Origin of the sequence: Pseudodesulfovibrio sp. zrk46, from assembly GCF_012516435.1 — a bacterium.
In the GTDB taxonomy this organism is placed as follows: domain Bacteria; phylum Desulfobacterota; class Desulfovibrionia; order Desulfovibrionales; family Desulfovibrionaceae; genus Pseudodesulfovibrio.
The window spans coordinates 621,581-644,043 of the sequence record NZ_CP051216.1 but is presented as its reverse complement, the minus strand read 5'-3'; the positions used below and the strand labels follow the sequence as shown (position 1 = coordinate 644,043).

At 56.9% G+C, this 22,463-nt stretch carries 22 protein-coding genes; 9 read left to right on the top strand and 13 right to left on the bottom strand.

Annotated elements, in window-relative coordinates:
* Window positions 1–26 precede the first annotated feature (26 nt).
* From HFN16_RS02980 to rpmB, 5 genes are all read right to left on the bottom strand, one after another.
* The gene (locus tag HFN16_RS02980; RefSeq protein ID WP_168889280.1) at window positions 27–335 is read right to left on the bottom strand and encodes a hypothetical protein; all 309 of its coding nucleotides are present in this window, start codon (window positions 333–335) and stop codon (window positions 27–29) included.
* Between the two features lie 181 nt (window positions 336–516).
* Entirely contained in the window at window positions 517–801 is a 285-nt protein-coding gene (locus HFN16_RS02975; RefSeq protein WP_168889279.1) for an SHOCT domain-containing protein, read from the bottom strand.
* Between the two features lie 159 nt (window positions 802–960).
* Window positions 961–2,868: an ATP-binding protein gene (locus tag HFN16_RS02970; RefSeq protein WP_168889278.1), complete on the bottom strand. Its 1,908-nt coding sequence runs from the start codon at window positions 2,866–2,868 to the stop codon at window positions 961–963.
* A gap of 10 nt (window positions 2,869–2,878) precedes the next feature.
* Window positions 2,879–4,156: an extracellular solute-binding protein gene (locus HFN16_RS02965; RefSeq protein WP_168889277.1), complete on the bottom strand. Its 1,278-nt coding sequence runs from the start codon at window positions 4,154–4,156 to the stop codon at window positions 2,879–2,881.
* 187 nt (window positions 4,157–4,343) lie between these two features.
* On the bottom strand, window positions 4,344–4,559 hold the full coding sequence (rpmB, locus tag HFN16_RS02960) for a 50S ribosomal protein L28 (protein ID WP_168889276.1): 216 nt from the start codon (window positions 4,557–4,559) through the stop codon (window positions 4,344–4,346).
* 334 nt (window positions 4,560–4,893) lie between these two features.
* Between rpmB and HFN16_RS02955 the strand changes: the two genes are divergently transcribed.
* The 8 genes from HFN16_RS02955 to glyA all read left to right on the top strand — a co-directional run bounded on the left by HFN16_RS02955 (window position 4,894) and on the right by glyA (window position 12,303).
* Window positions 4,894–5,412 carry a DUF177 domain-containing protein gene (locus HFN16_RS02955; protein WP_168889275.1) on the top strand — a complete coding sequence of 173 codons (519 nt, stop codon included), beginning with the start codon at window positions 4,894–4,896 and terminating at the stop codon, window positions 5,410–5,412.
* 76 nt (window positions 5,413–5,488) lie between these two features.
* A complete protein-coding gene (gene rpmF / locus HFN16_RS02950; RefSeq protein WP_168889274.1) occupies window positions 5,489–5,668 on the top strand; it encodes a 50S ribosomal protein L32 in 180 nt (59 codons plus the stop codon).
* Window positions 5,661–6,719 (top strand): phosphate acyltransferase PlsX, encoded by a 1,059-nt coding sequence (plsX, locus tag HFN16_RS02945; RefSeq protein ID WP_168889273.1) that lies wholly within the window; start codon window positions 5,661–5,663, stop codon window positions 6,717–6,719. Before rpmF ends, plsX begins: the two co-directional genes overlap by 8 nt.
* 188 nt (window positions 6,720–6,907) lie before the next feature.
* Window positions 6,908–7,900 (top strand): beta-ketoacyl-ACP synthase III, encoded by a 993-nt coding sequence (locus tag HFN16_RS02940; RefSeq protein WP_168892242.1) that lies wholly within the window; start codon window positions 6,908–6,910, stop codon window positions 7,898–7,900.
* A 169-nt stretch (window positions 7,901–8,069) separates the two neighbouring features.
* Window positions 8,070–8,813: a 3-oxoacyl-[acyl-carrier-protein] reductase gene (gene fabG / locus HFN16_RS02935; RefSeq protein ID WP_168889272.1), complete on the top strand. Its 744-nt coding sequence runs from the start codon at window positions 8,070–8,072 to the stop codon at window positions 8,811–8,813.
* 32 nt (window positions 8,814–8,845) lie between these two features.
* Entirely contained in the window at window positions 8,846–9,079 is a 234-nt protein-coding gene (locus HFN16_RS02930; RefSeq protein ID WP_168889271.1) for an acyl carrier protein, read from the top strand.
* Window positions 9,080–9,175: 96 nt separating this feature from the next.
* Window positions 9,176–10,414, top strand: a complete 1,239-nt coding sequence (fabF, locus tag HFN16_RS02925) for a beta-ketoacyl-ACP synthase II (protein ID WP_210772228.1) — start codon at window positions 9,176–9,178, stop codon at window positions 10,412–10,414.
* Window positions 10,415–11,064: 650 nt separating this feature from the next.
* Entirely contained in the window at window positions 11,065–12,303 is a 1,239-nt protein-coding gene (gene glyA / locus HFN16_RS02920; RefSeq protein WP_168889270.1) for a serine hydroxymethyltransferase, read from the top strand.
* A 57-nt stretch (window positions 12,304–12,360) separates the two neighbouring features.
* Here the strand turns inward: glyA and HFN16_RS02915 are convergent, their stop codons facing one another.
* Window positions 12,361–13,101 carry a dienelactone hydrolase family protein gene (locus HFN16_RS02915; RefSeq protein ID WP_168889269.1) on the bottom strand — a complete coding sequence of 247 codons (741 nt, stop codon included), beginning with the start codon at window positions 13,099–13,101 and terminating at the stop codon, window positions 12,361–12,363.
* A 62-nt stretch (window positions 13,102–13,163) separates the two neighbouring features.
* Window positions 13,164–13,847: a M15 family metallopeptidase gene (locus HFN16_RS02910; RefSeq protein WP_168889268.1), complete on the bottom strand. Its 684-nt coding sequence runs from the start codon at window positions 13,845–13,847 to the stop codon at window positions 13,164–13,166.
* A gap of 146 nt (window positions 13,848–13,993) precedes the next feature.
* Here HFN16_RS02910 and HFN16_RS02905 point away from each other — a divergent pair, with 146 nt between their 5' ends.
* Window positions 13,994–14,863 (top strand): transporter substrate-binding domain-containing protein, encoded by an 870-nt coding sequence (locus HFN16_RS02905; RefSeq protein ID WP_168889267.1) that lies wholly within the window; start codon window positions 13,994–13,996, stop codon window positions 14,861–14,863.
* Window positions 14,864–14,866: 3 nt separating this feature from the next.
* On the opposite strand, the gene HFN16_RS02900 is transcribed toward HFN16_RS02905, so the two are convergent.
* The 6 genes from HFN16_RS02900 to murC all read right to left on the bottom strand — a co-directional run bounded on the left by HFN16_RS02900 (window position 14,867) and on the right by murC (window position 22,429).
* Window positions 14,867–16,504: a radical SAM protein gene (locus HFN16_RS02900; RefSeq protein ID WP_247648421.1), complete on the bottom strand. Its 1,638-nt coding sequence runs from the start codon at window positions 16,502–16,504 to the stop codon at window positions 14,867–14,869.
* A 155-nt stretch (window positions 16,505–16,659) separates the two neighbouring features.
* Window positions 16,660–17,946, bottom strand: coding sequence for a cell division protein FtsZ (gene ftsZ / locus HFN16_RS02895; protein ID WP_168889266.1), 1,287 nt, complete (start codon window positions 17,944–17,946; stop codon window positions 16,660–16,662).
* Between the two features lie 61 nt (window positions 17,947–18,007).
* Window positions 18,008–19,246, bottom strand: coding sequence for a cell division protein FtsA (ftsA, locus tag HFN16_RS02890; protein WP_168889265.1), 1,239 nt, complete (start codon window positions 19,244–19,246; stop codon window positions 18,008–18,010).
* A gap of 45 nt (window positions 19,247–19,291) precedes the next feature.
* On the bottom strand, window positions 19,292–20,149 hold the full coding sequence (locus HFN16_RS02885) for an FtsQ-type POTRA domain-containing protein (RefSeq protein WP_168889264.1): 858 nt from the start codon (window positions 20,147–20,149) through the stop codon (window positions 19,292–19,294).
* Entirely contained in the window at window positions 20,146–21,027 is an 882-nt protein-coding gene (murB, locus tag HFN16_RS02880; protein WP_168889263.1) for a UDP-N-acetylmuramate dehydrogenase, read from the bottom strand. The genes HFN16_RS02885 and murB overlap by 4 nt, the downstream gene beginning before the upstream one ends.
* 4 nt (window positions 21,028–21,031) lie before the next feature.
* Window positions 21,032–22,429, bottom strand: a complete 1,398-nt coding sequence (gene murC / locus HFN16_RS02875) for a UDP-N-acetylmuramate--L-alanine ligase (RefSeq protein ID WP_168892239.1) — start codon at window positions 22,427–22,429, stop codon at window positions 21,032–21,034.
* Between the last annotated feature and the right edge of the window lie 34 nt (window positions 22,430–22,463).

The following is a 22,463-nucleotide window of genomic DNA, read 5'->3' as shown; positions in this document are numbered from 1 at the left end:
GGCTAGCACAGGTGTCTATGTTAGTTTTATCCTTCTGGAATATTGGGCTTATCGACTTTTACTTTGATTGTGATTGGTCTGATCTTAGCGAAAGCAAATTGGCACAAGTATGTGATTCCACTGAATATGGAGGCCATAAGCAAAGGAAAGATAATCATAGTACCGATTGTATCGATCCAAACATAGGCTTCTGGAAATGGTACTCCAGAGATTGTCGGGTTATTTGAAGCCCAGTAGAGCCACAGAGTCATTGGAATGAAGACCCCCACATTTCCAATGTAATACAACTTGAAAAGGGTCATGAATGAGAATTTTCTAACAGCAAGAGTCTGCATCGATATCTCCATGCGAATTCTTATAAATGTGACGTGGGTGTCTACGTGGTTCGTAAGAATATCCATTTATACTCGCTCTCGCAAGCCGGCAACTAAGAACTGAGAAGCCCCTTTGCCAGGATAATGCAAAGGGGCTTCTACTTGTGAGGAGGTGCGTTTCAACGCATTTCTGATGAGTGTGTTAGTCGAATGTGCCTTTCGACTGGATGTCGCTTTTCATCTGCTCATATGTCGCTTTGTCAATCTCGCCCATGGCGTACCGACGGTTCAAGACATCAAGTGGAGAGGTGGTGCCTGTGTCTGGTGTGGGTCGGCGCACTGAGCGAATGACGAGATATGTAATCAGCCCGATGACGAGCAACATGAGGATCGGAGGAAAGTGAAAACCGTATCCGCCGAACCATCCATTACCGCCCATAAAGAACGGCTGGGTGCACCAGTTGTGATAAATGGCAAGTATATCCATGTTGCTGTCTCCTTGGCTGTTGCTGAAGATAAAGCATATGTCGTGCCAGAAATGAATTGTAGTGATTTAGGGTGGTTGGGCGATTCGTCCTCTCCCGGCGTTGTGCATCTGTGCGAGGGGTTGCACCATGGGGAGGGCAACCTTTTGCACAAGAAGGAGCTAGTCCAGCGGCAATTCGATAATGAAGGTAGAGCCTTCGCCGACCTCTGACTCAACCCAGATGGAGCCGTGGTAGTGAGTGACGATGTCGCGGCAGATGGCGAGTCCGAGCCCTGCGCCACGAGCCTTGTCGTCGGTGGGAACCGTGTCTCCGGCCTGATGGAAGGCATCGAAGATGCGCTCCCGCTCGCGGGGGGCGATGCCGGGGCCGGTGTCGATGACTTCGAAGCGCAGACGATTGAGGTCCGTGACAAACGCCTTGAGGGTGACGGTGCCGAACTGGGTGAATTTTGCGGCGTTGGAGAGCAGGTTGAGCAGGACCTGCAGCATGCGGTCGCTGTCCACTTCAATGTCGGGCAGCTCGTCGTCAATGGCCGTGATAAGGGTCAGGTTGCGTCTGCCGTGGAACTGGCCGCTGACAGAGCTGACCGCACGACGGGCCAGGTCACCGGGATGGACGATTTCCTTTCGCCAGTCAGTGTGCCCCTGTTCGATCTTGTTGAGATCCAGAACATCATTGATGAGCCGGGTCAGGCGATTGCCCTCGTGAATGAGAATGTTCAGGTTCTCCACGATCTGCGCGCCTTTGGTCAGGAGCTTGTGGTCTCCCTTGGCCATGGGCCAGAAGTGCTTGGAAAAATTCTTGAGGATGAGTTGTGAGAATCCGAGCAGTGAGGTCAGCGGTGTACGGAGTTCGTGGGAAACAGAAGAAACCAGCGCGGACTTGGTCTCGTCCAACTCACGCAAACGGCGGCTGACGCGCTCAGCATCTTCCTTCGCCCGGGTTAACCGCTGCTCCATCTCCTTGCGGTAGGTGATGTCACGGACCAGCCAGACAGACCCCTGAACCTCTTCGCTGCCGCCAATGGCCGAGGTGCGGGCCTCAAACCAAATGGTGCCGGACGGGACAGACAGATTGTACTCGATGGTCTGTGTTTCGCCTGTTTCCAGGGCAAGGCGGATGGTCTCAAGAAAACGATCGGCCATATCCTTGGGCATGACGTCATGAAGCAACTTGCCCTTAAGGTCTTCTGGCTTGTCCAAAAGCATCCCTTCGTCAGAAGAGTATGCCTCTTCGTAACGGCCGTCCTTGTCGATGATGAAGACAAGGTCGGGCATTGCCTGAATAAAGGCGGCCAGTCGGTGCTCGCGCTTGCCGATTGCTTCGTTTGCCTCTTCCAATTCATGAATCTTTTGGTTGATGGCTTCATTCATGGCGTTGAAGCTGGTGGCCAGTTTGCCGATCTCGTCCTTGCGATGGATAGGAATGGTCACATCCTCGCCTCGGCGCATGGCATCGGCACTTTCCGTAAGCTCAACCAATGGAGCGATCACTTCCTTGCGCGAGTAGCCGATGATGGCCAGCGAGGTAAGCATGACGCAGATGGCAGAGCCCAGAATGAAGAGGAGGGTTATACGGCCTTTTCGGGCGGCGGTTTCCTTGGTGTCGGCCTTGATAAAGACATGAAAGAACGGTTTGGCCCCCTCGTAGGCCACCAACGGGGTGATGGATACGATGGTGTTGTCATCTTTGCGAATGAGAACCGGGGTCGTGGTGGTTACGGTGAGAAGCTCTATGGTGATGTCCGGGTGGGGAAAAATGGATTCACCGACCACGCCGGGATTATTCGAATAGTATATGCGGCCGTCCGCGCCAATGACCATGGCGTCGAGGAATTCTTCGCCAATCAGCGCTTTCATGACGCTGTCGTCCTCAACGGATTCGTAGCGCAAAAGCTGGCGATTCATGAGTTCGCCGGGGAGCTTGATGGAGCGCTCGAGATTGGCGTCCACCTCGTGAGAGAAGCGTTCAGTATAGAAAAGTCCCAAAGACGTGAGCACGAGGCATTCCACCAGCAGGACGGCGGCACCAATGCTCAGGATCAGACTTTTCTTGAAAAACGGCATGCTGACAATCTCAATTGGGGGCAGAGTTGTTAAAATACGCCTCGGCTTTCTTGTCGAGTTCGATGATTATCTGCCTGTATTCTTTGGGGTTGTACAGGAAAAGTTTGAAGGCATCGAGCCCGAGGTCTGCCACTTCGGGCGGCGTCGCAAGGTCATAGTTGAAAGCCCAGTTCGGTGTGTTGCGAATGGTTTCCAGAATTCGGCGCTGGAGCTTGGTGTAGAACCCTGGCGGAATGGCCCGGCTCGGTGAAAGGGCGCCGGAGCCACTGCTCATCTCCATCTGCGGGCCGGGGTCGGAGAAAAATGCGAGGATTGCATTCACTTCCTGATTACGTCCCTTGCGGGATACTACCATGACATCAATAGGCCCGACTGAGGTGGCTGGTACGCTGCGGTCCATGAGCGGGAAGGGGAAGAAGTCAAAATCGGTCTCCTGCTTCCACTTTAGCTGATCCTGAAAATAGCCGATGACCCACGTCCCCATGAGCGTCATGGCGGCGCTGCCGGAATGGACCATTGATGCAGCATCGGTCCAGTCCATGAGGTTGGGAGAGCTGTTGAAGTAGTCTGCGTACATTAGGGATTTCCACTCTTCGAAGACCATGGCCACTTCTGGGGAGTTGTAACTGACCTTCCCATCCATGAGGCGGTGCCTGAATTCTGGGCCTGCCGTACGTAGCAGGAGGTAGTCGAACCAGAATTGTGCGGGCCACCGTTCTTTGGAGCCAAGGGCCAACGGAGTAATTCCGGCGTTCTTCAGCTTCTCACAGGTGGCCAGAAATTCTTCCCAGTTGATGGGAGGTTCCAAGTGGTATTGGTCGAAGATTTTCTTGTTGTAGAAAAATCCGACATAGTGCTGCGTTACGGGCAGGGCGTACTTGTGACCGAAATAGGTACAGGCGTTGGCAATGGAAGATGGAAAGACATCATAGAGTTTGCTCTCGTTCCATACTTCGTCGATGGGGGCGAGGTGGTTGCCTGCTACCAGTGCTCTGACTTTTGCTCCGGCCCAGTAGGAGAATATATCGGGCGGGCTGTCACTGGCCAGCATAGCTTTGATGCTGACCTTGAATGATTCGTGATCAAATGCGGAGGCGTGGACCTTGTAGTCGGGAGATGCGCGGTTGTAGGCCTGGACCATTTCATCGACGCCACCACCAAGCGGACCACTCCAGTAGTGGAGAAAAACGAGTGGGTTGGCTTGCGTGCCCCAAGCCACTGGAGCTAGAGCGCACGTAAAGAGCAGAGCCAGCAGGCTAGGTTGAATATGAGACCAGACTTGACGCACGGACACCTCCGATGGTGATTCCATAAGTTCAAAGTCGACAGACTTCAACTATGGCACAAAGGGGGGCGGAAAGAAACTGTATTATAGTAACAGTTAAGCGCAGCGTGGGGCGTCCGGTCAAAGGACGCAAAAAAGCTGCCGCCGAATGGAGTCGGCGGCAGCAATGCTCTTAAGCGAAAAGTGTGACTTAAGCGCTCGGCTTTTTGTTGGCCACGGGCTTGATCACGGCACCATTACGGATGCAGCGGGTACAAGCCTTGATGGACACAACCTGGCCGGACTCGAGCTGATGACGAACTTTCTGCAGGTTCGGCATGAAGCGGCGCTTGGTAGTGATATGGGAGTGAGAAACGTTGTTGCCGGTCTGGGGACCCTTTCCACAAATATCGCAAACCTGGGACATTGCGACCTCCTAATGTATTCTAATGAAATTTATACTTTATCTTGTGTTCTCGCCAGTCGGGGTTGGTAGCTCCCCCAGGCAGCGGGAGAGATTCATTAACCAGCCTTCCGGCAAATGGCAAGGGTTTTTTTCTTGACAATGGAAAAACTTCCCATATAGGACACTCCGGTTGCCCTGACAGAGTGGGTGCCTGAAGAGGCATGATCACTTGGCCGACGCGATAGTGTTTCGACCCTCGCGCATGTAATTGATGCGTGGTGGTTTTGTTTTTTTTCGCACCGCTTCCAGCGGGTCCGGATTGACCGGAGGCCATGGAAGGGCTTACGGAGTATATATGATTGATTTGTGGATACCAATTAGCGACATCTCCCACGAGGGGAAGGATTTCGTCTTTGACGACCAGTCCGTATGGCAGGACGGTTGGAAACAGTATTCTGTTCCGGCCAAGGCCAAGGAAGATCTGGTTGCCAACGTGACCATCCTGCCTCAGTCAGACAACGGTGCACTGGTTCGCGGTTCCTTGAAAGGAAGCGTGGTCTTGCCGTGTGATCGTTGCATGGGTGATTTCGTGCTGGACATCAACGAGACTTTCGACGTTTACGAACAGCTTCCCGACGAAGACTTCGACGATGAGCCGCGCGTCCGCAAGGAAAGCGGTCAGTTGCAGCTCAATATCGGAGCCATCCTCTGGGAAGAATTCGCTGTTACATTGCCTGTAAAACCCTTGTGTTCCGAGGGTTGCAAGGGCATGTGTCCCGACTGCGGCAAGGACCTGAATAAAGGTAATTGCGAGTGCGAGCGGGATGAGGGCGACGAAAGGCTTGCAGTTTTCCGCAACTTGAAGATAAAGTAACGCCCCTTGCACGGACGGCGATCTCGAATCGTCGACGAGCAGGTGTAGATAGAACATTACTAAAGAGGTATACATCATGGCAGTCCCCAAGAAAAAAACTTCCCGTTCCCGTAAGGGTATGCGTCGCGCTCACGATCGTGTGGCAGTTCCTAACGTTGTTTACTGCGAATGCGGTGAGCCCAATCTTCCCCATCGTGCTTGCTCCGTCTGTGGCGCCTACAAAGGCCGTCAGGTAGTCAGCGGCGACGATGCCTAAGACTGAAGAACTAGTGACGCCACGCATTGCCGTGGACGTCATGGGGGGCGATTTCGGCCCCCAGGTTGCAGTGCCCGGGGCGGTTGACGCCGCTCGCGAGGGCATTGCAGTTTCTTTGGTCGGCGATGAAACGGCGATCAAGGCAGAGCTTGCCAAGCTCGATACCGATGGTCTGGACATCACAGTTGTCCATACCACTCAGGTGGTCGAGATGGATGACAAGCCGTCTGATGCCTTGCGCCGCAAGAAGGATTCGTCCATCCAGGTAGCCTGCCGTCTCGTGAAGAACGGTGAGGCTGACGGCGTGGTGTCGCCGGGCAACTCCGGGGCCACCGTGGCCTGCGGCATGTTTGTGCTCGGTCGCATCAAGGGCGTTCTGCGTCCTGCCCTGGCTGGCATCCTGCCTACGGAAAAGAACCCCGTCATCCTCATCGACGTCGGGGCCAATGTGGACTCCAAGCCACAGCATCTGGCGCAGTTCGGCCTCATGGCCGATGTGTTGGCTCGCGACGTGCTTGGCTACAAGGACCCCTCCGTGGGTATCCTCTCCATTGGTGAGGAAGAAGGCAAAGGCAACGCCACCGTGCGTGAGGCCTTTGATCTCTTGCGCGATTCCGATCTCCATTTCATTGGCAATGTCGAGGGTCGAGACATTTACACCGGCGATGTGGATGTGGTGGTCTGCGACGGTTTTGTGGGCAATGTTGCCCTGAAGCTGTCTGAAGGACTGGCCAAGTCCATGAGCCGTATCCTGAAAGAGGAGCTGCGTTCCAGTTGGTTGTCCAAGCTGGGTACGTTGCTTTCCCTGCGCGCATTCCGTCGCTTCAAGAAAGTGGTGGATTATGCCGAATATGGCGGTGCGCCGCTGTTGGGCCTCAAGGGAATCGTCATTGTCACCCACGGCAAGTCCAACGAGCTCGCCATCACCAACTGCATCCGTATGGCTGCCACATCTGTGCGCAACCGTATGCACGAGCACCTGGCCGAAGGCCTGGCCGCTCACAAGGCAAAGGCCGATTCCAAGGCTCAGCCCGGAAAGGATGCTGCGTAGAGCTCTCATTCATTAATTTTATATCCTATTCCGTCGGGACGCCTTCGAGCGGCCGCGATGAAATGCAAAAGGCTGCCCCACGCGTTTTTTTATGACGCTGAAGGATGGCCTTTTTGCGTTGCAGCTGTGACAAACGTTTGTTTGAGCGCCCCTTGACCGAACAGGACCAATCACTTACACCACCCACCATGAATACAAACTTCATTATCCGCGGTTTTGGCCACTATGCTCCTGAAAAGGTCTTGACCAATGCGGATCTCGAAAAAATAGTTGAAACCAACGACGAGTGGATCACTACCCGCACCGGTATCAAACAGCGTCATATCGCCGCCGAAGATCAGGCAGCATCCGACATGGCCTGCGAGGCTGCCAAGCACGCTCTCGCTCAGGCCGGAATGAAAGCGGAAGAGTTGACCCACATCGTTTGCGGTACCTTTACTCCGGACTCCATGGTCCCTTCCACTGCCTGCCGTATTCAGGAGAAGCTCGGCATCAAGGGCCAGATGTGTGTGGATGTGGCCGCAGCCTGCTCCGGTTTCCTCTACGCCATGCAGACGGCCCGCGGCTATCTGATGCTGGAGCCGGACGCCAAGATTCTGGTGGTGACCACCGAAGTAATTTCCCGTTTCCTGAACTGGGAAGACCGCACTACCTGCGTCCTGTTCGGCGACGCTGCCGGTGCAGCCATTCTGACCAGCGGCACTGACGACGAAGACGCTCCCCGCGTGGTGGATATCACCCTCGGCGCTGACGGCAAGCTCGGCGACCTGCTCACCGTCAACGGTGGTGGCTCTGCATGGGCCTACGCCAAGGGCGACGTCGTCGGCGATGATCACTTCGTCAAGATGCAGGGACGCGAGATTTTCAAGCACGCTGTGCGCAACATGTGCGCCATGTCGGACAAGGTCCTGACCCGTAACGGCCTCAGCAAAGAGGACGTGGACGTGCTCATCCCGCATCAGGCCAACTGGCGCATCATCGACGCGGTTGCCCGCAAGTTCGAGATCCCTGAAGAGAAGGTCTTCTGCAACATCGCAAAATACGGCAACACTTCCGCCGCTTCCGTTCCCCTTGCCCTGTCCGAGGCCGTCACTGAAGGCTTCATTAAGAAGGGCGATCTGGTACTCATGCCCACCTTTGGCGGTGGTTTCACCTGGGGTGCCGGACTGATTCGTTTTTAGGAAAGTCGAAGAAAAATTACGGCAAGATATTCAAACGTCCGTTTCGCTATACTTTCGTAACAGAGGTGTGCTAGACACCCTCCACCGACCGGACTGCGCAAATTTGCAGTCCTGCACCAATTGGTATATTGGGTGCAAGTCAATTCGAACTTAAAGAGGTAATATATACATGAGTGATCTCCCCAAAGTCGCGTTGGTCACGGGCGGTTCCCGTGGTATCGGTCGCACCGTGTCCGAAAAGCTCGCCGCTGACGGTTTTGAAGTCTACCTGACCTATGTCTCTCGTCCTGAAGAGGCGGAGAAGGTCGTTGCCGCCATCGAAGAGAAGGGTGGCAAGGCCAAGGCTTTCAAGCTGGACTCCGGTGATCGTGACTCCGTGGCTGCTTTCTTCAAGGAAGAAATCAAGGGTAAGGTAACTCTCGAAGCGCTGGTCAACAACGCGGGTATCACCCGTGACGGCCTGATGATGCGCATGAAGGATGATGACTGGGACAAGGTCATCCAGATCAACCTCACCGGTTGTTTTGTCTTCCTCAAGGAAGCATCCAAGATCATGGGCAAGCAGCGCTCCGGTCGCATCATCAATATTACCAGCGTCGTTGGTCAGATGGGCAATGCCGGTCAGGCCAACTACTGCTCTGCCAAGGCGGGCCTCATTGGTCTCACCAAGTCCGCTGCCCGCGAGCTCGCCGGTCGTGGCATCACGGTCAACGCCGTTGCCCCCGGTTTTATCGAAACTGATATGACTGCCGAACTGCCTGAGAAAGTTGTCGAAGGCATGCTGGCACAGATTCCGCTTAAGTCCCTCGGGCAGTCCGAGGATATCGCAGCCGCTGTCGCCTTTCTGGCCGGACCCGGAGCCGGGTACATCACCGGTCAGGTACTGGGCGTGAACGGCGGCATGTACATGTAGAAGACAAACAAAAATTGATACTGGAGGAAATTATGTCCGTTGCAGCAAAAGTTAAAGAAATTATCGTTGAACAGCTTGGCGTTTCTGAAGACGAAGTCGTTGAAACCGCTGCTTTCGTTGAAGACCTCGGCGCTGATTCCCTGGACCTGACCGAACTGATCATGGCCATGGAAGAAGAGTTCGACCTGGAAATCGATGACGAAGAAGCTCAGAAGATCGTCAAGGTTCAGGACGCTATCTCTCACATTGAGAAAGCTCAGGGCTAACTCTCGTCCGACCGAATCCGAAAGAATGTGAGCGTCTTACACACAGAGTTGTGCAGGGCGCTCGCTTTTCATTTATACCAGTAGGACTACATTATTATGAATAGGGTTGTCGTTACCAGTGTCGCTGCCATCACTCCCCTTGGCAACGACCTCGAAACCAGTTGGCAGAATCTGCTTGCCGGAAAGTCCGGTATTGCACCGATCACCAGATTCGACCCCGAAGGCTATGCGACCAAAATCGCTGGCGAGGTCAAGGATTTCGATCCGACCGTCTACATGGACAAGAAGGAAGCTCGCCGTATGGAGATCTTCACTCAGTATGCGGTAGGCGCCACCAGGCAGCTGTTCGAAGCCGCAGGCTGGCAGATCCCCGAGTCTGAAAAGCATCGCGCAGGTACCACCATCGGTGTTGGCCTTGGCGGTCTCCAGACCATCGAGGACATGCACAAGAAGATGCTGGACAAAGGTCCCAAGCGTATCTCTCCCTTCTTCATTCCCATTCTGATTGCCAACATGGCTGCCGGTCAGGTTTCCATTGAGGCCGGTGCCATGGGCCCGACCATCTGTACCACCACGGCTTGCGCCTCCGGTAGTCACGGTATTGGTTCTGCCTACACCGACATCGTTATGGGGCGCGCTGACGTCATGATCTGCGGTGGTTCCGAATCCACCGTCACCAAGCTCGCTATCGGTGGCTTCAACGCCATGAAAGCGCTCTCCACCCGTAACGACGAGCCCGAGCTCGCTTCCCGTCCCTTTGACGCGGATCGTACCGGTTTCGTTCTGGGTGAAGGTTGTGGCTTGCTGCTCCTCGAGTCCCTTGAGCACGCTCAGGCTCGCGGCGCCAACATCCTGGCTGAGGTTGTCGGCTTCGGTGCTTCCGGCGATGCACACCACATGACCGCTCCGCCCGAGGACGGCTCCGGTATGGCTCTCGCCATGGCCGCTGCCTGCCGCGAGGCCAAGATTGACGTCACCGAGATCGACCACATCAACGCACACGGTACCTCCACCAAACTCAACGATCTCTGTGAAACGCGTGCCATCAAGAAGGTCTTTGGCGATCACGCATACAACATCAACATCTGCGCCAACAAGTCCCAGTTCGGACATCTGCTCGGCGCAGCAGGCGGTGTCGAGGCGGTTATGGCCGTCAAGACCCTCTCTGAAGGTGTCATTCCCGGCACCATCAACCGCGACAATCCTGATCCTGATTGTGATCTGGATGTCTGCGCAGACGGCCCGCGTGAAAAGCAGGTCAACTACGCGCTTTCGAACTCCTTCGGATTCGGTGGCACAAACGCCTCCATCCTGTTCAAGCGCTTTACTGGATAAGCTTAAAAAAGGCGGCCAACTGGCCGCCTTTTTTTTCGCGCCGCCCCGGCTTTTGATAGCGGCACATCCGCGTCGTTGCCGGAGTCAATTGAATGCTCGACGTAGCGCTGCTACGCCTCCGCTTCAATTAACTCCGTCGCCTAGCGGCTGCACCACTCTCAAAAGCCTCACATGGGGATTATTGTTCTCGTTTTCATTCATCTTCTTATTTTTATGGGCTTTTTGCATCTGATTGATGGATGAGGGGAAAAGAAAATAACTCCAACTACGCAATACTCTGTTGCAAGGTGGTGGGGTTGAGGGCTACAAGGGCGCATCTTTCATGTTCGTAGCGCCTCGAGCGAAGCGAGCGACAAAAAGTTTTGGAGATTCTCAAGAACCTTTTTCAAAAGGTTCTTGAGCCGTCGGAGACGCCTCTCCGGCGAGGAGGCTCCCGGCAGGGTCGCCGGAGGCATTCTTAGGTAAAACCGGGTCACCGCACGAGTGGCTCGTATCGATATAAGGACGGATCTCCATCCCGCGCGGACAGGTGGGAGCGGGGGTACGCAGAAGGCAAACAGCCGGATGTGTGACTACCGCGAGGAACTGCCTGGACGTGATACCGGGATGGGAAGCCATTCGTATCCACACTCAACGAGAGGGAATAACCCATGGAAGAACTTTTGCTCCAAGATCCGGCAGTAGCCAAGTCTATCATCAACGAGGCCGAACGTCAGGTCACCAAGCTGGAACTGATCGCAAGTGAAAATTTCGTCTCTACTGCTGTGCGTCAGGCACAGGGTAGCATCATGACCCACAAGTACGCCGAAGGCTACCCTGGCAAGCGTTGGTACGGCGGCTGCGAGTTTGTCGATCAGGCCGAGGAACTGGCCCGTGAGCGCGCTCGTGAACTGTTCGGCGCATCTTACGCCAACGTGCAGCCCCACTCCGGTTCTCAGGCCAACATGGCTGTGTACTTCGCAGCCTGCAAGCCCGGCGACACCGTGCTCGGCATGGACCTGTCCCACGGCGGCCACCTGACCCACGGTTCTCCGGTCAACTTCTCCGGCAAGCTCTTCAACATGGTTCACTACGGCGTGGACAAAGAGACCCAGGTCATCGATTACGATCAGGTAGAAGCGCTGGCCAAAGAGCACAAGCCTGCCATGATCATCGCCGGTGCTTCCGCTTACCCGCGCATCATCGATTTCGCCCGCTTCCGCAAGATCGCTGACGAAGTCGGCGCCAAGCTGATGGTCGACATGGCTCACATCGCCGGTCTGATCGCTGCTGGTGAGCATCCGTCCTGCATCGAGCACGCCCACTACACTACCACCACGACCCACAAGACCCTGCGCGGTCCCCGTGGCGGCATGATCCTGTCCAACGAAGATCTGGAGCAGGAATTGAACTCCAACATCTTCCCCGGTATCCAGGGCGGCCCGCTGATGCACGTCATCGCTGCCAAGGCCGTTGCCTTCGGTGAAGCCCTGTCCCCCGGTTTCGTCGAGTACCAGCAGCAGGTCGTCAAGAACGCCAAGCAGCTGGCTGCTTCCCTGATGGAATCCGGCCACAAGCTGGTCTCCGGCGGCACCGACAACCACATGATGCTGGTTGACCTGTCCGACAAGGATTACACCGGTAAGGACGCCCAGATCGCTCTGGACAAGGCTGGCATTACCGCCAACAAGAACACCATCCCGTTCGAGACCAAGTCTCCGTTCCAGACCTCCGGTGTCCGTCTGGGCACCCCGGCTCTGACCACCCGCGGCATGATCGAAGAAGACATGATCGTGGTTGCCGAGGCCATCAACGCAGCTCTGGTTCACATGAACGACGACAAGGCTCTGAAGGAAATCAGCAAAGAAGTCGAAGAATTCGCATCCGAGTTCCCGCTCTACGCTTGGTAGAAATCAGTAAGATAGTAAATCGAAAGGGGGAGACTGCTGTGCAGTCTCCCCCTTTTATTATTGGGTGATGGCGTTGAGGAATTCTATGAAACGCGCCCACGAGAGCTTGTCGGCCCCTTCGTGGTAGCGCTTGCTACCGAACACGGTGAACGCATGCGGTGCGCCGCTGTAGGTCGTCATTTCGTGTGTCACGCCGGTCTCCTCAAGCTCCTCGGCGAGATCGGCAAAGTCGTCCATGGTCACGGACGTGTCTGCGGTGCCGTGGAGGACCAGAACATATCCCTTGGTCTTGGTATAGTTTTGGCCTTCAGGCGTGGTCAGGCCGCCATGGAATGACACGAAGCCCCGGAGGTCGGCTCCTGACCGGGCAAACTCCAATACGGCCGCACCGCCGAAGCAGTAGCCGATGGCAACGCCGTTATCGGTGTTGAGGCCAAGCTGCTTCGCCTTCTTCAATGCGCCATACATCAATGCGCGCATCTTCTCGCGATCCTGATAAAGAGCGCCAGTGAGTTGCTTCTTGTCCTTCACCTCGGTGGGACGTACGCCCTTGCCAAAGAGGTCGGCGGCAAACACCGAATAGCCGAGCTCTGCCAGCATTTGCGCCCGCTTGACCTCGTAGTCGGTCAGGCCGTCCCAGTCGTGAATGAGCAGGACGAACGGGGCCGCCTTGGAAGGGGTGATGTAATAGCCCTGATAGGGCTGTCCATTGACCTCGTACTCCACCGGTCCGCTCATGGCCAAAGCCATGGCAGGAAAGAGGAGCAGCGCGGATATGAATGCAATCATCTTTCTCATGGCAAGTCTCCTTTTGGGGAACCATACCATATTTCTTCCCGGAGAAGATGATTATTGCGCGGCTACTCTACGGGGAAGTTAAAATATGTTTGGGGGAAGGGTTCTTTGCTGAGCGTGAAGTGCCACCACTCCTCTTTCAGTGGCTTGAAGCCGTGGCGTATCATTACAGCGCGCAGCAGGGCACGATTACTTCTGATTTCAGGGGAGAAATCAGGATGGTCAGGCCATGATTCCAGACCGAAATAGTCAAAGGGTGTCCCCATGTTCAGTTCTTGTCCTGTCGCAAGGTCCATAATGGTAAGGTCCACGGTGGAACCTCTTGAGTGACCGGATTTGGCGGCGATATAGCCGTCGCGGAAGAGGTGATCCTTTTCCACGTCCGGATAGTATTGAGGTTTGGTCTTCTGGTCGTCTAGATCCTTGGCCCAGCGGACAAAATGGTCAACGGCTCGCTGCGGACGGTAGCCGTCGAAGAATTTTAGGCCCAGTCCAAAGGGAGCAAGTTCGGCCTGTACCTTAACGAGCGCTTTCGCCGCCTGATCGGTCAGGATGACCAGCGGCTTCTCGTATCCCGTGATGGGAGCCCCAACAAAGTTCTCGTCCGTATAATAGCGAACGTCATAGGTCGCATCAGGGATCAATTCGTTGAGCGTTGTAAAACCCTTGGGGCGTCCATCGGCAAAGGCAGAGGCGCACAGTATGAAACACAGAGCAACAGTGAGGCTGAGATGGCTGAGCCGAAGCATGAACTCCTCCAGGATACTAGGTTGCATGGCAGTGAGACCGATGCAGTCTATAGGAATCTGTTACCAACTGCCAGCAGCGGCATTTAATTGTCTTTGTGCATTTTGTGTGGCAGGTTATATTCGTCATTATTTTGAGGGAAATTATCATGAAAATACGTGTTCTTTTGTTGGCTTTGTTCCTTGTTTGCACGGCAACGATTTGTCGTGCCCAAGAGGAGAAGGAGCCCAAAAGTAAAGACTACTATCTTGAGAATGGCGTGACCATCGTAACGTCAAACCATTCAAAGCCTTATTCTTTTGTAGGTGTCTCGGGGGATCTCGAAGGCTACCTTATTGATGTCTGGAAAAAGTGGTCGAAGAAGACGGGAATACCCATCCGTTTCATATACAAGGATTGGGACGGGACCCTTGAAAGTATGAAAAATGGCGAGGCCGATTTGCATAGCGGCCTTTTTTATTCTGATGAACGAGCCATGTTCATTGATTTCGGCGAGGCTCTTCATTCGTCTTCCGATATATTAATTCTTCGGAACGGGGCCGACGTAGATTGCTCCAATGCCTTGTCTCATGGGAGCGTGGCCGTGGTCTCGGGAAGCCATCCGGATGAATACCTCAGAGCCTATCACCCGGAAGCCAACAGAGTTGAGTTTGCTACTACGAATGAGGCGGTGGACTCGATGCTTGACCGACAAACCGACGCCATCGTCATCTCCTATCCCATGCTGGTTATGAGAGCCCGAGAGAGGAAGATGGAGGATCGATACTCGGTGTGCCGGACGATAAGCTATCGTGATACGCACGTGGGGGTTCAGAAGGGCGAGACCGAACTGTTGGCATTGGTCAATGAAGGCATGGCTGAGATTGATTCGGGCGAATGGAAGCGGATGGAGTCGCGCTGGTTCATCACTGTCGATGAGAAGCCTCGCCTCGCATGGGAAACGGCTGTGATTCCGGCCGTGGCCGCATTTGCCTTGATTATCCTGATGGTGGTGGTCTGGTTCAGGCGTCGAGCTTAGCCGTTACATCTCTTCCACGCCGCAGCCTGCGCATTTTTCACACCCTTTGGGGGAACAGCCGGCGCTGACCTTTGTTTCCTTGGCGCGCAGCCATTCCTTATACAGGTGTTCCCGCTTGACGCCGATGTCGATGACTTCCCATGGGAAGACCTCGTCCTCGCCGCGTTCGTGATCCAGTATGGCTGACGGATCGCCGTCCCACTTCTTGAGGGCCTTCTTCCAGCCGCCGTGCTCTGCGGCCAGGAGGATGTAGTCCGCCATCTCTTCGCCGCCACGGGCCAGCATGCCCTGCAGCCGCGCCTGAAACGGGTTGTCGTGGTGGAAGGTGATGCCTTTGTACGGCTTGACCATCTTGGTCAGTATCTTCATGCGGCGGTTCAGTTCCTGCTCGCTCATCATGGGAGCCCACTGGAACGGGGTGAACGGCTTGGGCACGAGCGAGGAGACGCCGATGGTGATGCGCATGAAGTTCTTCTTTTTGCCGCCGGGCTCGGCCGCACGGATGGCCACGATCTGTTCGAGCAATTCGGCCAGCTCTTCATAATCCTCATCTGTCTCGCCGGGCCAGCCTGCGATGAGGTAGAGCTTGAGGTGGTTCACGCCGTAGCGGGCGCACAGGGTCACTGCATTCAGGAAATCTTCGATCTTGAGCTTCTTGCTCATCATGCGTCGCAACCGCTCCGATGCCCCCTCAAGGGCAAGAGTGACGGTGCGGATACCGCGCTCGCGCAGGTAGACCAGCAGCTCTTCGGTAATGCCGTCGGCTCGCATGGAGGACAGGGAAAACTTTTTCTTCTGGCTGTGAATCCACTTGAGGAACGGAAGCAGATCAGGCCAGTCCGTCAGGGCGGTTCCCACCAGTCCGATCTTGGGCGGATCGGTCAGCTCGACAATACGCTTGAGCTCTTCGATGTCGGCGTGGCGGGGCGGACGATAGATGAAGCCTGCGGCGCAAAAACGGCAGCCGTAGGGACAGCCTCGGTTGACCTCCAGCAGCAGGGTGTCGCGGAAGGTGGCGCGGCCGGAGATGAAACAGGAGAAGGCTGGATCGTTGAGCGTGGAGACGGTCGGCCCGGTGGTCAACAGACGCTTAACCGGGGTCTTGGAGCGGCCCGGGACGTAGATGCCAGGCATGTCCTTGATGGCGTCAAGGATGGTGTCCTTTTCCGCGCCGTCAAAGATGAGCTCCTTGAGCTTCATGAACAGGGGTACGAAATTTACATCCGCCTCGCCCACCCAGAAGAAGTCCACAAAGGGCGCGATGGGCGCGGGGTTGAGAAAGGCTATGGGGCCTCCCACCATTACCAGTGGAAGGCGCGGGCGTTCCGCCGCCAGTGGCGGAACGCCCGCTGCCTGAAGCGTCCTCGGGAGGGTGAGGAAATCCTCCTCAAATGTGACGCTCCAGGCGGTTACAGGGAATGAGGATAGTGGGCTTTTTGATTCGCGAGTTCTCGGTTCACCGCCATCGGTCAATCCCAGCTTGTCCGGGAAGACACGTTCAACGGCAAGGCCGGGTTCCTCGGCAAGAGTCCGATATACGGACTGCCAGCCAAGGGTCGAGAGGGCGTTCTTTTCCCCTCCGGGGACGGCTATCGCAATGGGCAGTCGTCCGCCGAGGTTGGGAGCTTCGGGCTCCTTCACGCCATGGTACAGGGCTCGTTTGCCGATGGTGGCAACCTCACTCGCTTTTCGATTGTCGCGATCGGCCGTCCGTCGCGGGGCGGCACAAGGCCAGCCCCGGTCCGTTAACCGGTCCGTTCAATCCAGTTTGAATACACTCGTAGTGACGTCGGTCCCTAGTTCACATTACGGCGAATGTAAGCCGGGACATCTCGATTTTCGTCGTCACCGGTGTCGAAGATGAAATCCTCTTCGCCGGGGCCTGCGCCGCTGGCTGCCAACCGCTGGCTCACGGCCGGGGAAGGCATGTCTGTGGGAGCCTGACCGCCGGCTTTGCGCACGTATGCCGGGATGTTGCGATCCTGGCTGCGGAGCTGTTCCTGAGTGGTGCGGGGTGCCATGGGGGCGGACGGAGCAGCCTTGGATTCGGGCTGGCTCTGACGGCCGCGCACGCCGAGCAGGAGCTGCTTCTGCATCTCGGCCTTGCTCAGGACAGGTTCTTCCTGTGCGGGCTCGATGCCGGTGGCGATAACGGTGATACGCATTTCGTCGCCTGCATCGGGATCGAACACGGTACCGAAGAAGATCTCGGCGTCGTCATGCGCTTCCTTGTAAATAATGTCGGCAGCGTCGGAGACCTCTTCGATGAGCATGTCCGGGCTGCAGGTGATGTTGATGAGCACGCCCTTGGCGCCATCGATGGTCACGTCTTCCAGCAGGGGAGAGGTGATTGCCTTCATGGCGGCTTCCTTGGCGCGGCCTTCGCCGGAGGCGATGCCGGTACCCATCAGGGCCATGCCTGAGCTGGACATGGCGGCCTTGACGTCTGCGAAGTCAAGGTTGATCAGGCCGTGGACGGTGATCAGGTCAGCGATACCCTTGACCGCGTAGTAGAGCACTTCGTCAGCCTTTTTCAGCATGTCGGAGAAGGCGGCCTTCTTGGCGGCCAGCTGCAGCAGGCGGTCGTTGGGGATGGTGATGATGGAGTCCACCACTTTGGCCAGTTCCTTGGCGCCATTGTCTGCCTGCTCGAGGCGGCGTTTACCTTCAAAGTAGAACGGCTTGGTCACGACACCGACGGTCAGTGCGCCCATTTCGCGAGCCACTTCGGCCACGACAGGTGCGGAACCGGTACCGGTACCGCCGCCCATTCCGGCGGTGATGAAGACCATGTCCGCGCCTTCGAGGGCCTCGCGGATGTGGTCCACGGATTCCAGAGCGGCGTTACGGCCGATCTCGGGGTTGGCGCCGGCGCCCAGACCCTTGGTGATTTTCTCACCGATCTGGATTTTGTGTTCGGCCAGCGATTTGTCGATGTCCTGGTGGTCAGTGTTGGCCACGATGAACTTGACGCCCTTGAGGGCCGACTGGATCATGTTGTTGACCGCGTTGCCACCGGCACCGCCACAGCCAACGACCTTGATCTTGGCGTTGCTTTCGTGTTCGATTTCAAAGTATTCCATTTGTGTCCTCCTAAAAAACGTTCCCTGTTAAACGTTTGTTTCCACTTGTTGCCTCATTCCCTTAGGCGATGTCCGTGAACCACTTCTTCATGCGACCCAGAATCTTGTCGAAGCTGGAGTCGCCCTTGAAGGCGTCGGGTCCGGGGCCTTTGCTCAGACCGCTTTCGTCTGCTCCGTGCAGAAGCAGGCCCACTGCGGTCGCGTACTTCGGCGATCTGACTTCCTCGGTCAGGCCGCCGATTCCCTCGCCGGGCACACCGATACGGACCGGCAGATCGAAAATCTGCTCGGCCAGTTCCTGCATGCCGTCGATCATGCAGGTGCCGCCCGTGAGGACCACGCCTGCTGCGATCAGGTTCTTGAAACCGGATTTGATGAGCTCCTGATCCACCAGGGCGAGGATTTCCTCGCAACGCGGTTCACAAATTTCCGCCAGAACGCGCTTGCTCATGGTTCGCGATTCACGGCCCCCCACACTCGGGACTTCGATGATCTCGTCTGAGGTCACCAGATCGGCCAGAGCGCAGCCGTAATCGATTTTGATCATCTCGGCAGACATCATCGGGGTGCGCAGTCCGTAGGCGATGTCGTTGGTCAGGTTGTGACCGCCCAGCGCCAGCACGGAGGTGTGCTTGATGGAGTCCTTGGAGAAGATGGCTATATCCGTGGTGCCGCCGCCGATATCCACCAGCGCAACGCCGATCTCGCGTTCCTCGGGCGAGAGCACGGCCTGGCTGGAGGCGAGCGACTCCAGTACGATGTTTGACACATCCAGTCCGGAGCGGTTGCAGGACCGGATGATGTTCTGGGCGGAAGTGACCGCGCCAGTGACGATGTGGACCTTTACCTCAAGGCGCACACCGGCCATCCCGAGGGGATCGGCGATGCCGCGCTGGTCGTCCACGATAAATTCCTGGGGCAGGGTGTGCAGCACTTCGCGATCCATGGGGATGGCGATGGCTTTGGCCGCCTCGATAACGCGATCCACGTCGCGTTGAGTGACCTCGCCGCCCTTGACCGCGATGACGCCGTGGGAGTTGAAGCCCTGAATGTGGCTGCCCGCGATACCCGCGTAAACGGTGCGGATGTCGCAGCCTGCCATGAGCTCCGCGTCCTCAAGGGACTTCTTGATGCACTGCACGGTCTTTTCGATATTGACCACCACACCGCGCCTGAGGCCGGTGGACGGGGTCGTCCCGATGCCGATGATGTCGACGCCGTTCTCGCTGGCTTCGCCGACCACCGTACATATCTTGGTGGTGCCGACGTCGAGTCCGACAACTAGATCGCTTTTAGCCATGAAAATGTCTCCTCTGTAGTTCCCTGTAATATCCTCAGAAAACGGCTATCCTTCCGCTGGCCGTTTCTTGATCCACACTTTGTCGCCACTGGCCGCGATGATGGACACGCTCTTGAATTCGTGGCGTCGCATCAGGTCGCGCCAGGCGACCTTGAGCCGTTCCAATTGCAGCTCCCAGCGATCCATGGACAGGCGCACGGTGAGGCCTCTGCCTCCGGCGTGGCCGTCCAGATAGATCTCCAGTTCGTGGGCGCTGGTCAGTTTGATCCATGCCGCCTGGTTCTGGGTGAACGGTGTCTGCTTTTCATCTATCTTCTTCAAAATTCCTGTAAGTACTGCCTGTCCATCATCGATGCCGGGGGCCACTGCCAGCACGGGCAGAGAGGCGATCTCTCCCGGATGCATGGGCGCGATGACCTTGCCGTGGGTGTCAGCGAAGTAGAGACCGTCGCCCTGACGGAGCCAGAAGGCCGGGACTTTCTCGTTGACGTCGATGCGCAGAGTGGAGGGGAAGTCGCGGCGCACGGTCACGGATTCGATCCACGGATTGTCCGAGAGGCGTGCTTCCACCTCGCCTACGTTCATCTCCATGCAGTTGAGCCCCAGCGATACGTCCCCGATTTGGAGGATGTCGCCGTGAGAGAGCTTCTGATTGCCTTCCACATGGATTTCCTTGAGTGCGAAATAGGAGGTGGAGGTGATGAACCGATAGCCGTAGAGCAGCCCCACGCCGAGCACAGCCACCAGCGAGACGGCCAGCATGAACATGATGACGCGTACCACCATCTGCCCTGCGCCCGTGAGCTTGGGGCCGGACGGGGAACGGCGCTTCTTGCGCAGCGAGTTGCCGCGGTTGGAGCCGAGCTTGAGGCGGCTTTGTTTGCCCATGGTCAATGTACTCATAGTATGATCACCTCGGTTTTCAGGGTGATGTCGAATTTGTCCTTAACGGCTTGCTTGCCCAGTTCCAGCAGCTCCATGGCCTCGGCGGAAGTGCCGCCGCCGTTGTTGACCAGGAAGTTGGCGTGGATGTCGGAGAAGCCCATGCCGCCCCGGGTGACGCCCTTCATGCCAGCCTGATCCAGCAGGAGCCCGGCGGATTGGCCTTCGGGGTTCTTGAACACGCATCCGGCGGATCGGGCCGTGACCGGCTGGGTATCCTTCTTCTTGCCGTAGACATCCTGCATGGCTGCTTTCACGGCCTTGGGCGTGGACTCGCTCAGCGCGATCTCGGCCTCCCAGATGAACATCTTGCCCACGGCCTCGGGACAGGCGAAGTGGCGGTAGCCGAAGTCGCAGTCCTTGGCGTTGACCCAGCGCAATCCCTCGGACGGGGTCCAGATGCGGATGCGGGTGAGCACGTCCTTTATCTCGGTGCCGTAGGAGCCCGCGTTCATGGCGACTGCGCCGCCTACGGAGCCGGGGATGCCGGACAAGCCTTCCATGCCGGAGAATCCGGCTTTCTGGGCCCAGCCGAGCAGACCGGGCAGCCGTTGGGATGCACCGCAACGGATGATGAACTTGTCGTCAATTTTCTCCACGCGTTCCGGTCCGGCTGTCTCGCCCATGCGGATCAGAGCCATGTCCAGATGACCGTCAGGGGCCAGCAGATTGCTGCCTTCGCCGATGACAAAGGGGAAGAGCGTATTGGTCGTCAGGAACTCCGAAAGGCCGTCGAGTTCCCGCGCCTCACGCACGATCACCTCGACCTCGGCGGTGCCGCCAAGTCCCAGTGAAGTGCGCTCCGCTAACGACGGATTTCTGATGAGTTCCAGATCCATAAGCCTACTCCTCGCCCTCGGCGGGCTCGTCGATGTCGTCTTCCATGTTCAGCCAGTTCTCACCGATCTGCCAGATGGAGCCCGCGCCCTGTGTCATGAACAGGTCGCCGGGTTTCAGGGTGTCTTTGAGGCGCTTCTCCAGTGCGTCAAAGTCCGGGAAGAACTGGACCTTGGTCTCGGACACCTGCTTGATGCCCTGCGCCAGGGAGAGGCCGGAAACACCCGGGATCGGGGATTCGCTGGCCGGATAAATTTCAGTGAGCATGAGCAGGTCGGCGTCCTTGAAGACTTTGCAGAATTCGCCGAACAGGGCCTGCGTGCGGGTAAAGCGATGCGGCTGGAAGGCTACCACCAGACGGCGGTCCGGGTAGCACTCCTTGGCGGTGCGCAGGTTGGCCTCGATTTCGGCGGGGTGGTGACCGTAGTCGTCCACCACGATGACGCCCTTGTTCTCGCCCTTGCGCTCGAAGCGGCGGCCCACACCGGCAAAGTTGGACAGGCCGTTAATGATGTCTTCCTTGTCCAGACCGGCCTCAAGGGCCACGCCGATGCATGCCAGTGCATTGAGGACGTTGTGGGTGCCGGGCTGGGCCACGGTCACTTCGCCCCATTCCTCGCCGTCCAGATAGACCTTGAACAGGGAGCGGAGGTGGGTGGAAATGATTTCACCGCGCAGCTTGTTGTGCTTGCCCAGGCCGTAGGTCATGCAGGGACGCTTGATGTTGGGCAGGAGACGCTGCACGCCTTCGTCGTCACCGCAGACCACGTTCATGCCGTAGAACGGGATGGAGTTCATGAACTTGGTAAAGGATTCGTCGATGGCGTCCTGATCCTTGTAGAAGTCCATGTGGTCCTTATCCACGTTGGTGACAACGCTGATGATGGGCGAGAGGAGCAGGAAGGAACCGTCGGATTCATCGGCCTCGGCAATGAGGTAGTCGCCGTCGCCCAGACGGGCGTTGGAACCGTAGATGGAGAGCTTGCCGCCGATGATGACCGTGGGATCAAGGTCCGCTTCGGTGAAAATTGTCGCCAGCAGGGAGGTCGTGGTGGTCTTGCCGTGGGTACCCGCGATGGCCACACCGGTGCGCAGGCGCATGAGTTCGGCCAGCATCTCGGCACGGGGAATGATGGGGATGCCGCGTTCGCGTGCTTCCACCAGCTCGGGGTTCTTGTCCGGGATGGCCGTGGATTTGATGAGTACGTCGGCGTCGCCCACGTTATCGGCTCCGTGGCCGATGAACACCTGTGCGCCGAGCTGCTCCAGACGGCGTACGGACGCCGAGGCCGACAGGTCGGAGCCGGTCACCTGGAATCCCATGTTGATGAGAACCTCTGCGATGCCGTTCATACCGGAACCGCCGATACCCACCATGTGAATGTTGTTCACCCGCGCCCGCATTGCCGGACACGCCTCGCCGCCTACTGTCAGGTAA

What these genes read in the sequence shown, in the direction of transcription:
- murB (WP_168889263.1), bottom strand. Translation starts at nt 21,027, where the DNA reads ATGGATCTGGAACTCATCAGAAATCCGTCGTTAGCGGAGCGCACTTCA.
- HFN16_RS02905 (WP_168889267.1), top strand. Translation starts at nt 13,994, where the DNA reads ATGAAAATACGTGTTCTTTTGTTGGCTTTGTTCCTTGTTTGCACGGCA.
- ftsZ (WP_168889266.1), bottom strand. Translation starts at nt 17,946, where the DNA reads ATGGAATACTTTGAAATCGAACACGAAAGCAACGCCAAGATCAAGGTC.
- HFN16_RS02980 (WP_168889280.1), bottom strand. Translation starts at nt 335, where the DNA reads ATGCAGACTCTTGCTGTTAGAAAATTCTCATTCATGACCCTTTTCAAG.
- HFN16_RS02970 (WP_168889278.1), bottom strand. Translation starts at nt 2,868, where the DNA reads ATGCCGTTTTTCAAGAAAAGTCTGATCCTGAGCATTGGTGCCGCCGTC.
- HFN16_RS02955 (WP_168889275.1), top strand. Translation starts at nt 4,894, where the DNA reads ATGATTGATTTGTGGATACCAATTAGCGACATCTCCCACGAGGGGAAG.
- HFN16_RS02915 (WP_168889269.1), bottom strand. Translation starts at nt 13,101, where the DNA reads ATGAGAAAGATGATTGCATTCATATCCGCGCTGCTCCTCTTTCCTGCC.
- rpmB (WP_168889276.1), bottom strand. Translation starts at nt 4,559, where the DNA reads ATGTCCCAGGTTTGCGATATTTGTGGAAAGGGTCCCCAGACCGGCAAC.
- HFN16_RS02930 (WP_168889271.1), top strand. Translation starts at nt 8,846, where the DNA reads ATGTCCGTTGCAGCAAAAGTTAAAGAAATTATCGTTGAACAGCTTGGC.
- fabG (WP_168889272.1), top strand. Translation starts at nt 8,070, where the DNA reads ATGAGTGATCTCCCCAAAGTCGCGTTGGTCACGGGCGGTTCCCGTGGT.
- HFN16_RS02910 (WP_168889268.1), bottom strand. Translation starts at nt 13,847, where the DNA reads ATGCTTCGGCTCAGCCATCTCAGCCTCACTGTTGCTCTGTGTTTCATA.
- glyA (WP_168889270.1), top strand. Translation starts at nt 11,065, where the DNA reads ATGGAAGAACTTTTGCTCCAAGATCCGGCAGTAGCCAAGTCTATCATC.
- plsX (WP_168889273.1), top strand. Translation starts at nt 5,661, where the DNA reads ATGCCTAAGACTGAAGAACTAGTGACGCCACGCATTGCCGTGGACGTC.
- rpmF (WP_168889274.1), top strand. Translation starts at nt 5,489, where the DNA reads ATGGCAGTCCCCAAGAAAAAAACTTCCCGTTCCCGTAAGGGTATGCGT.
- HFN16_RS02940 (WP_168892242.1), top strand. Translation starts at nt 6,908, where the DNA reads ATGAATACAAACTTCATTATCCGCGGTTTTGGCCACTATGCTCCTGAA.
- ftsA (WP_168889265.1), bottom strand. Translation starts at nt 19,246, where the DNA reads ATGGCTAAAAGCGATCTAGTTGTCGGACTCGACGTCGGCACCACCAAG.
- HFN16_RS02975 (WP_168889279.1), bottom strand. Translation starts at nt 801, where the DNA reads ATGGATATACTTGCCATTTATCACAACTGGTGCACCCAGCCGTTCTTT.
- HFN16_RS02885 (WP_168889264.1), bottom strand. Translation starts at nt 20,149, where the DNA reads ATGAGTACATTGACCATGGGCAAACAAAGCCGCCTCAAGCTCGGCTCC.
- murC (WP_168892239.1), bottom strand. Translation starts at nt 22,429, where the DNA reads ATGCGGGCGCGGGTGAACAACATTCACATGGTGGGTATCGGCGGTTCC.
- fabF (WP_210772228.1), top strand. Translation starts at nt 9,176, where the DNA reads ATGAATAGGGTTGTCGTTACCAGTGTCGCTGCCATCACTCCCCTTGGC.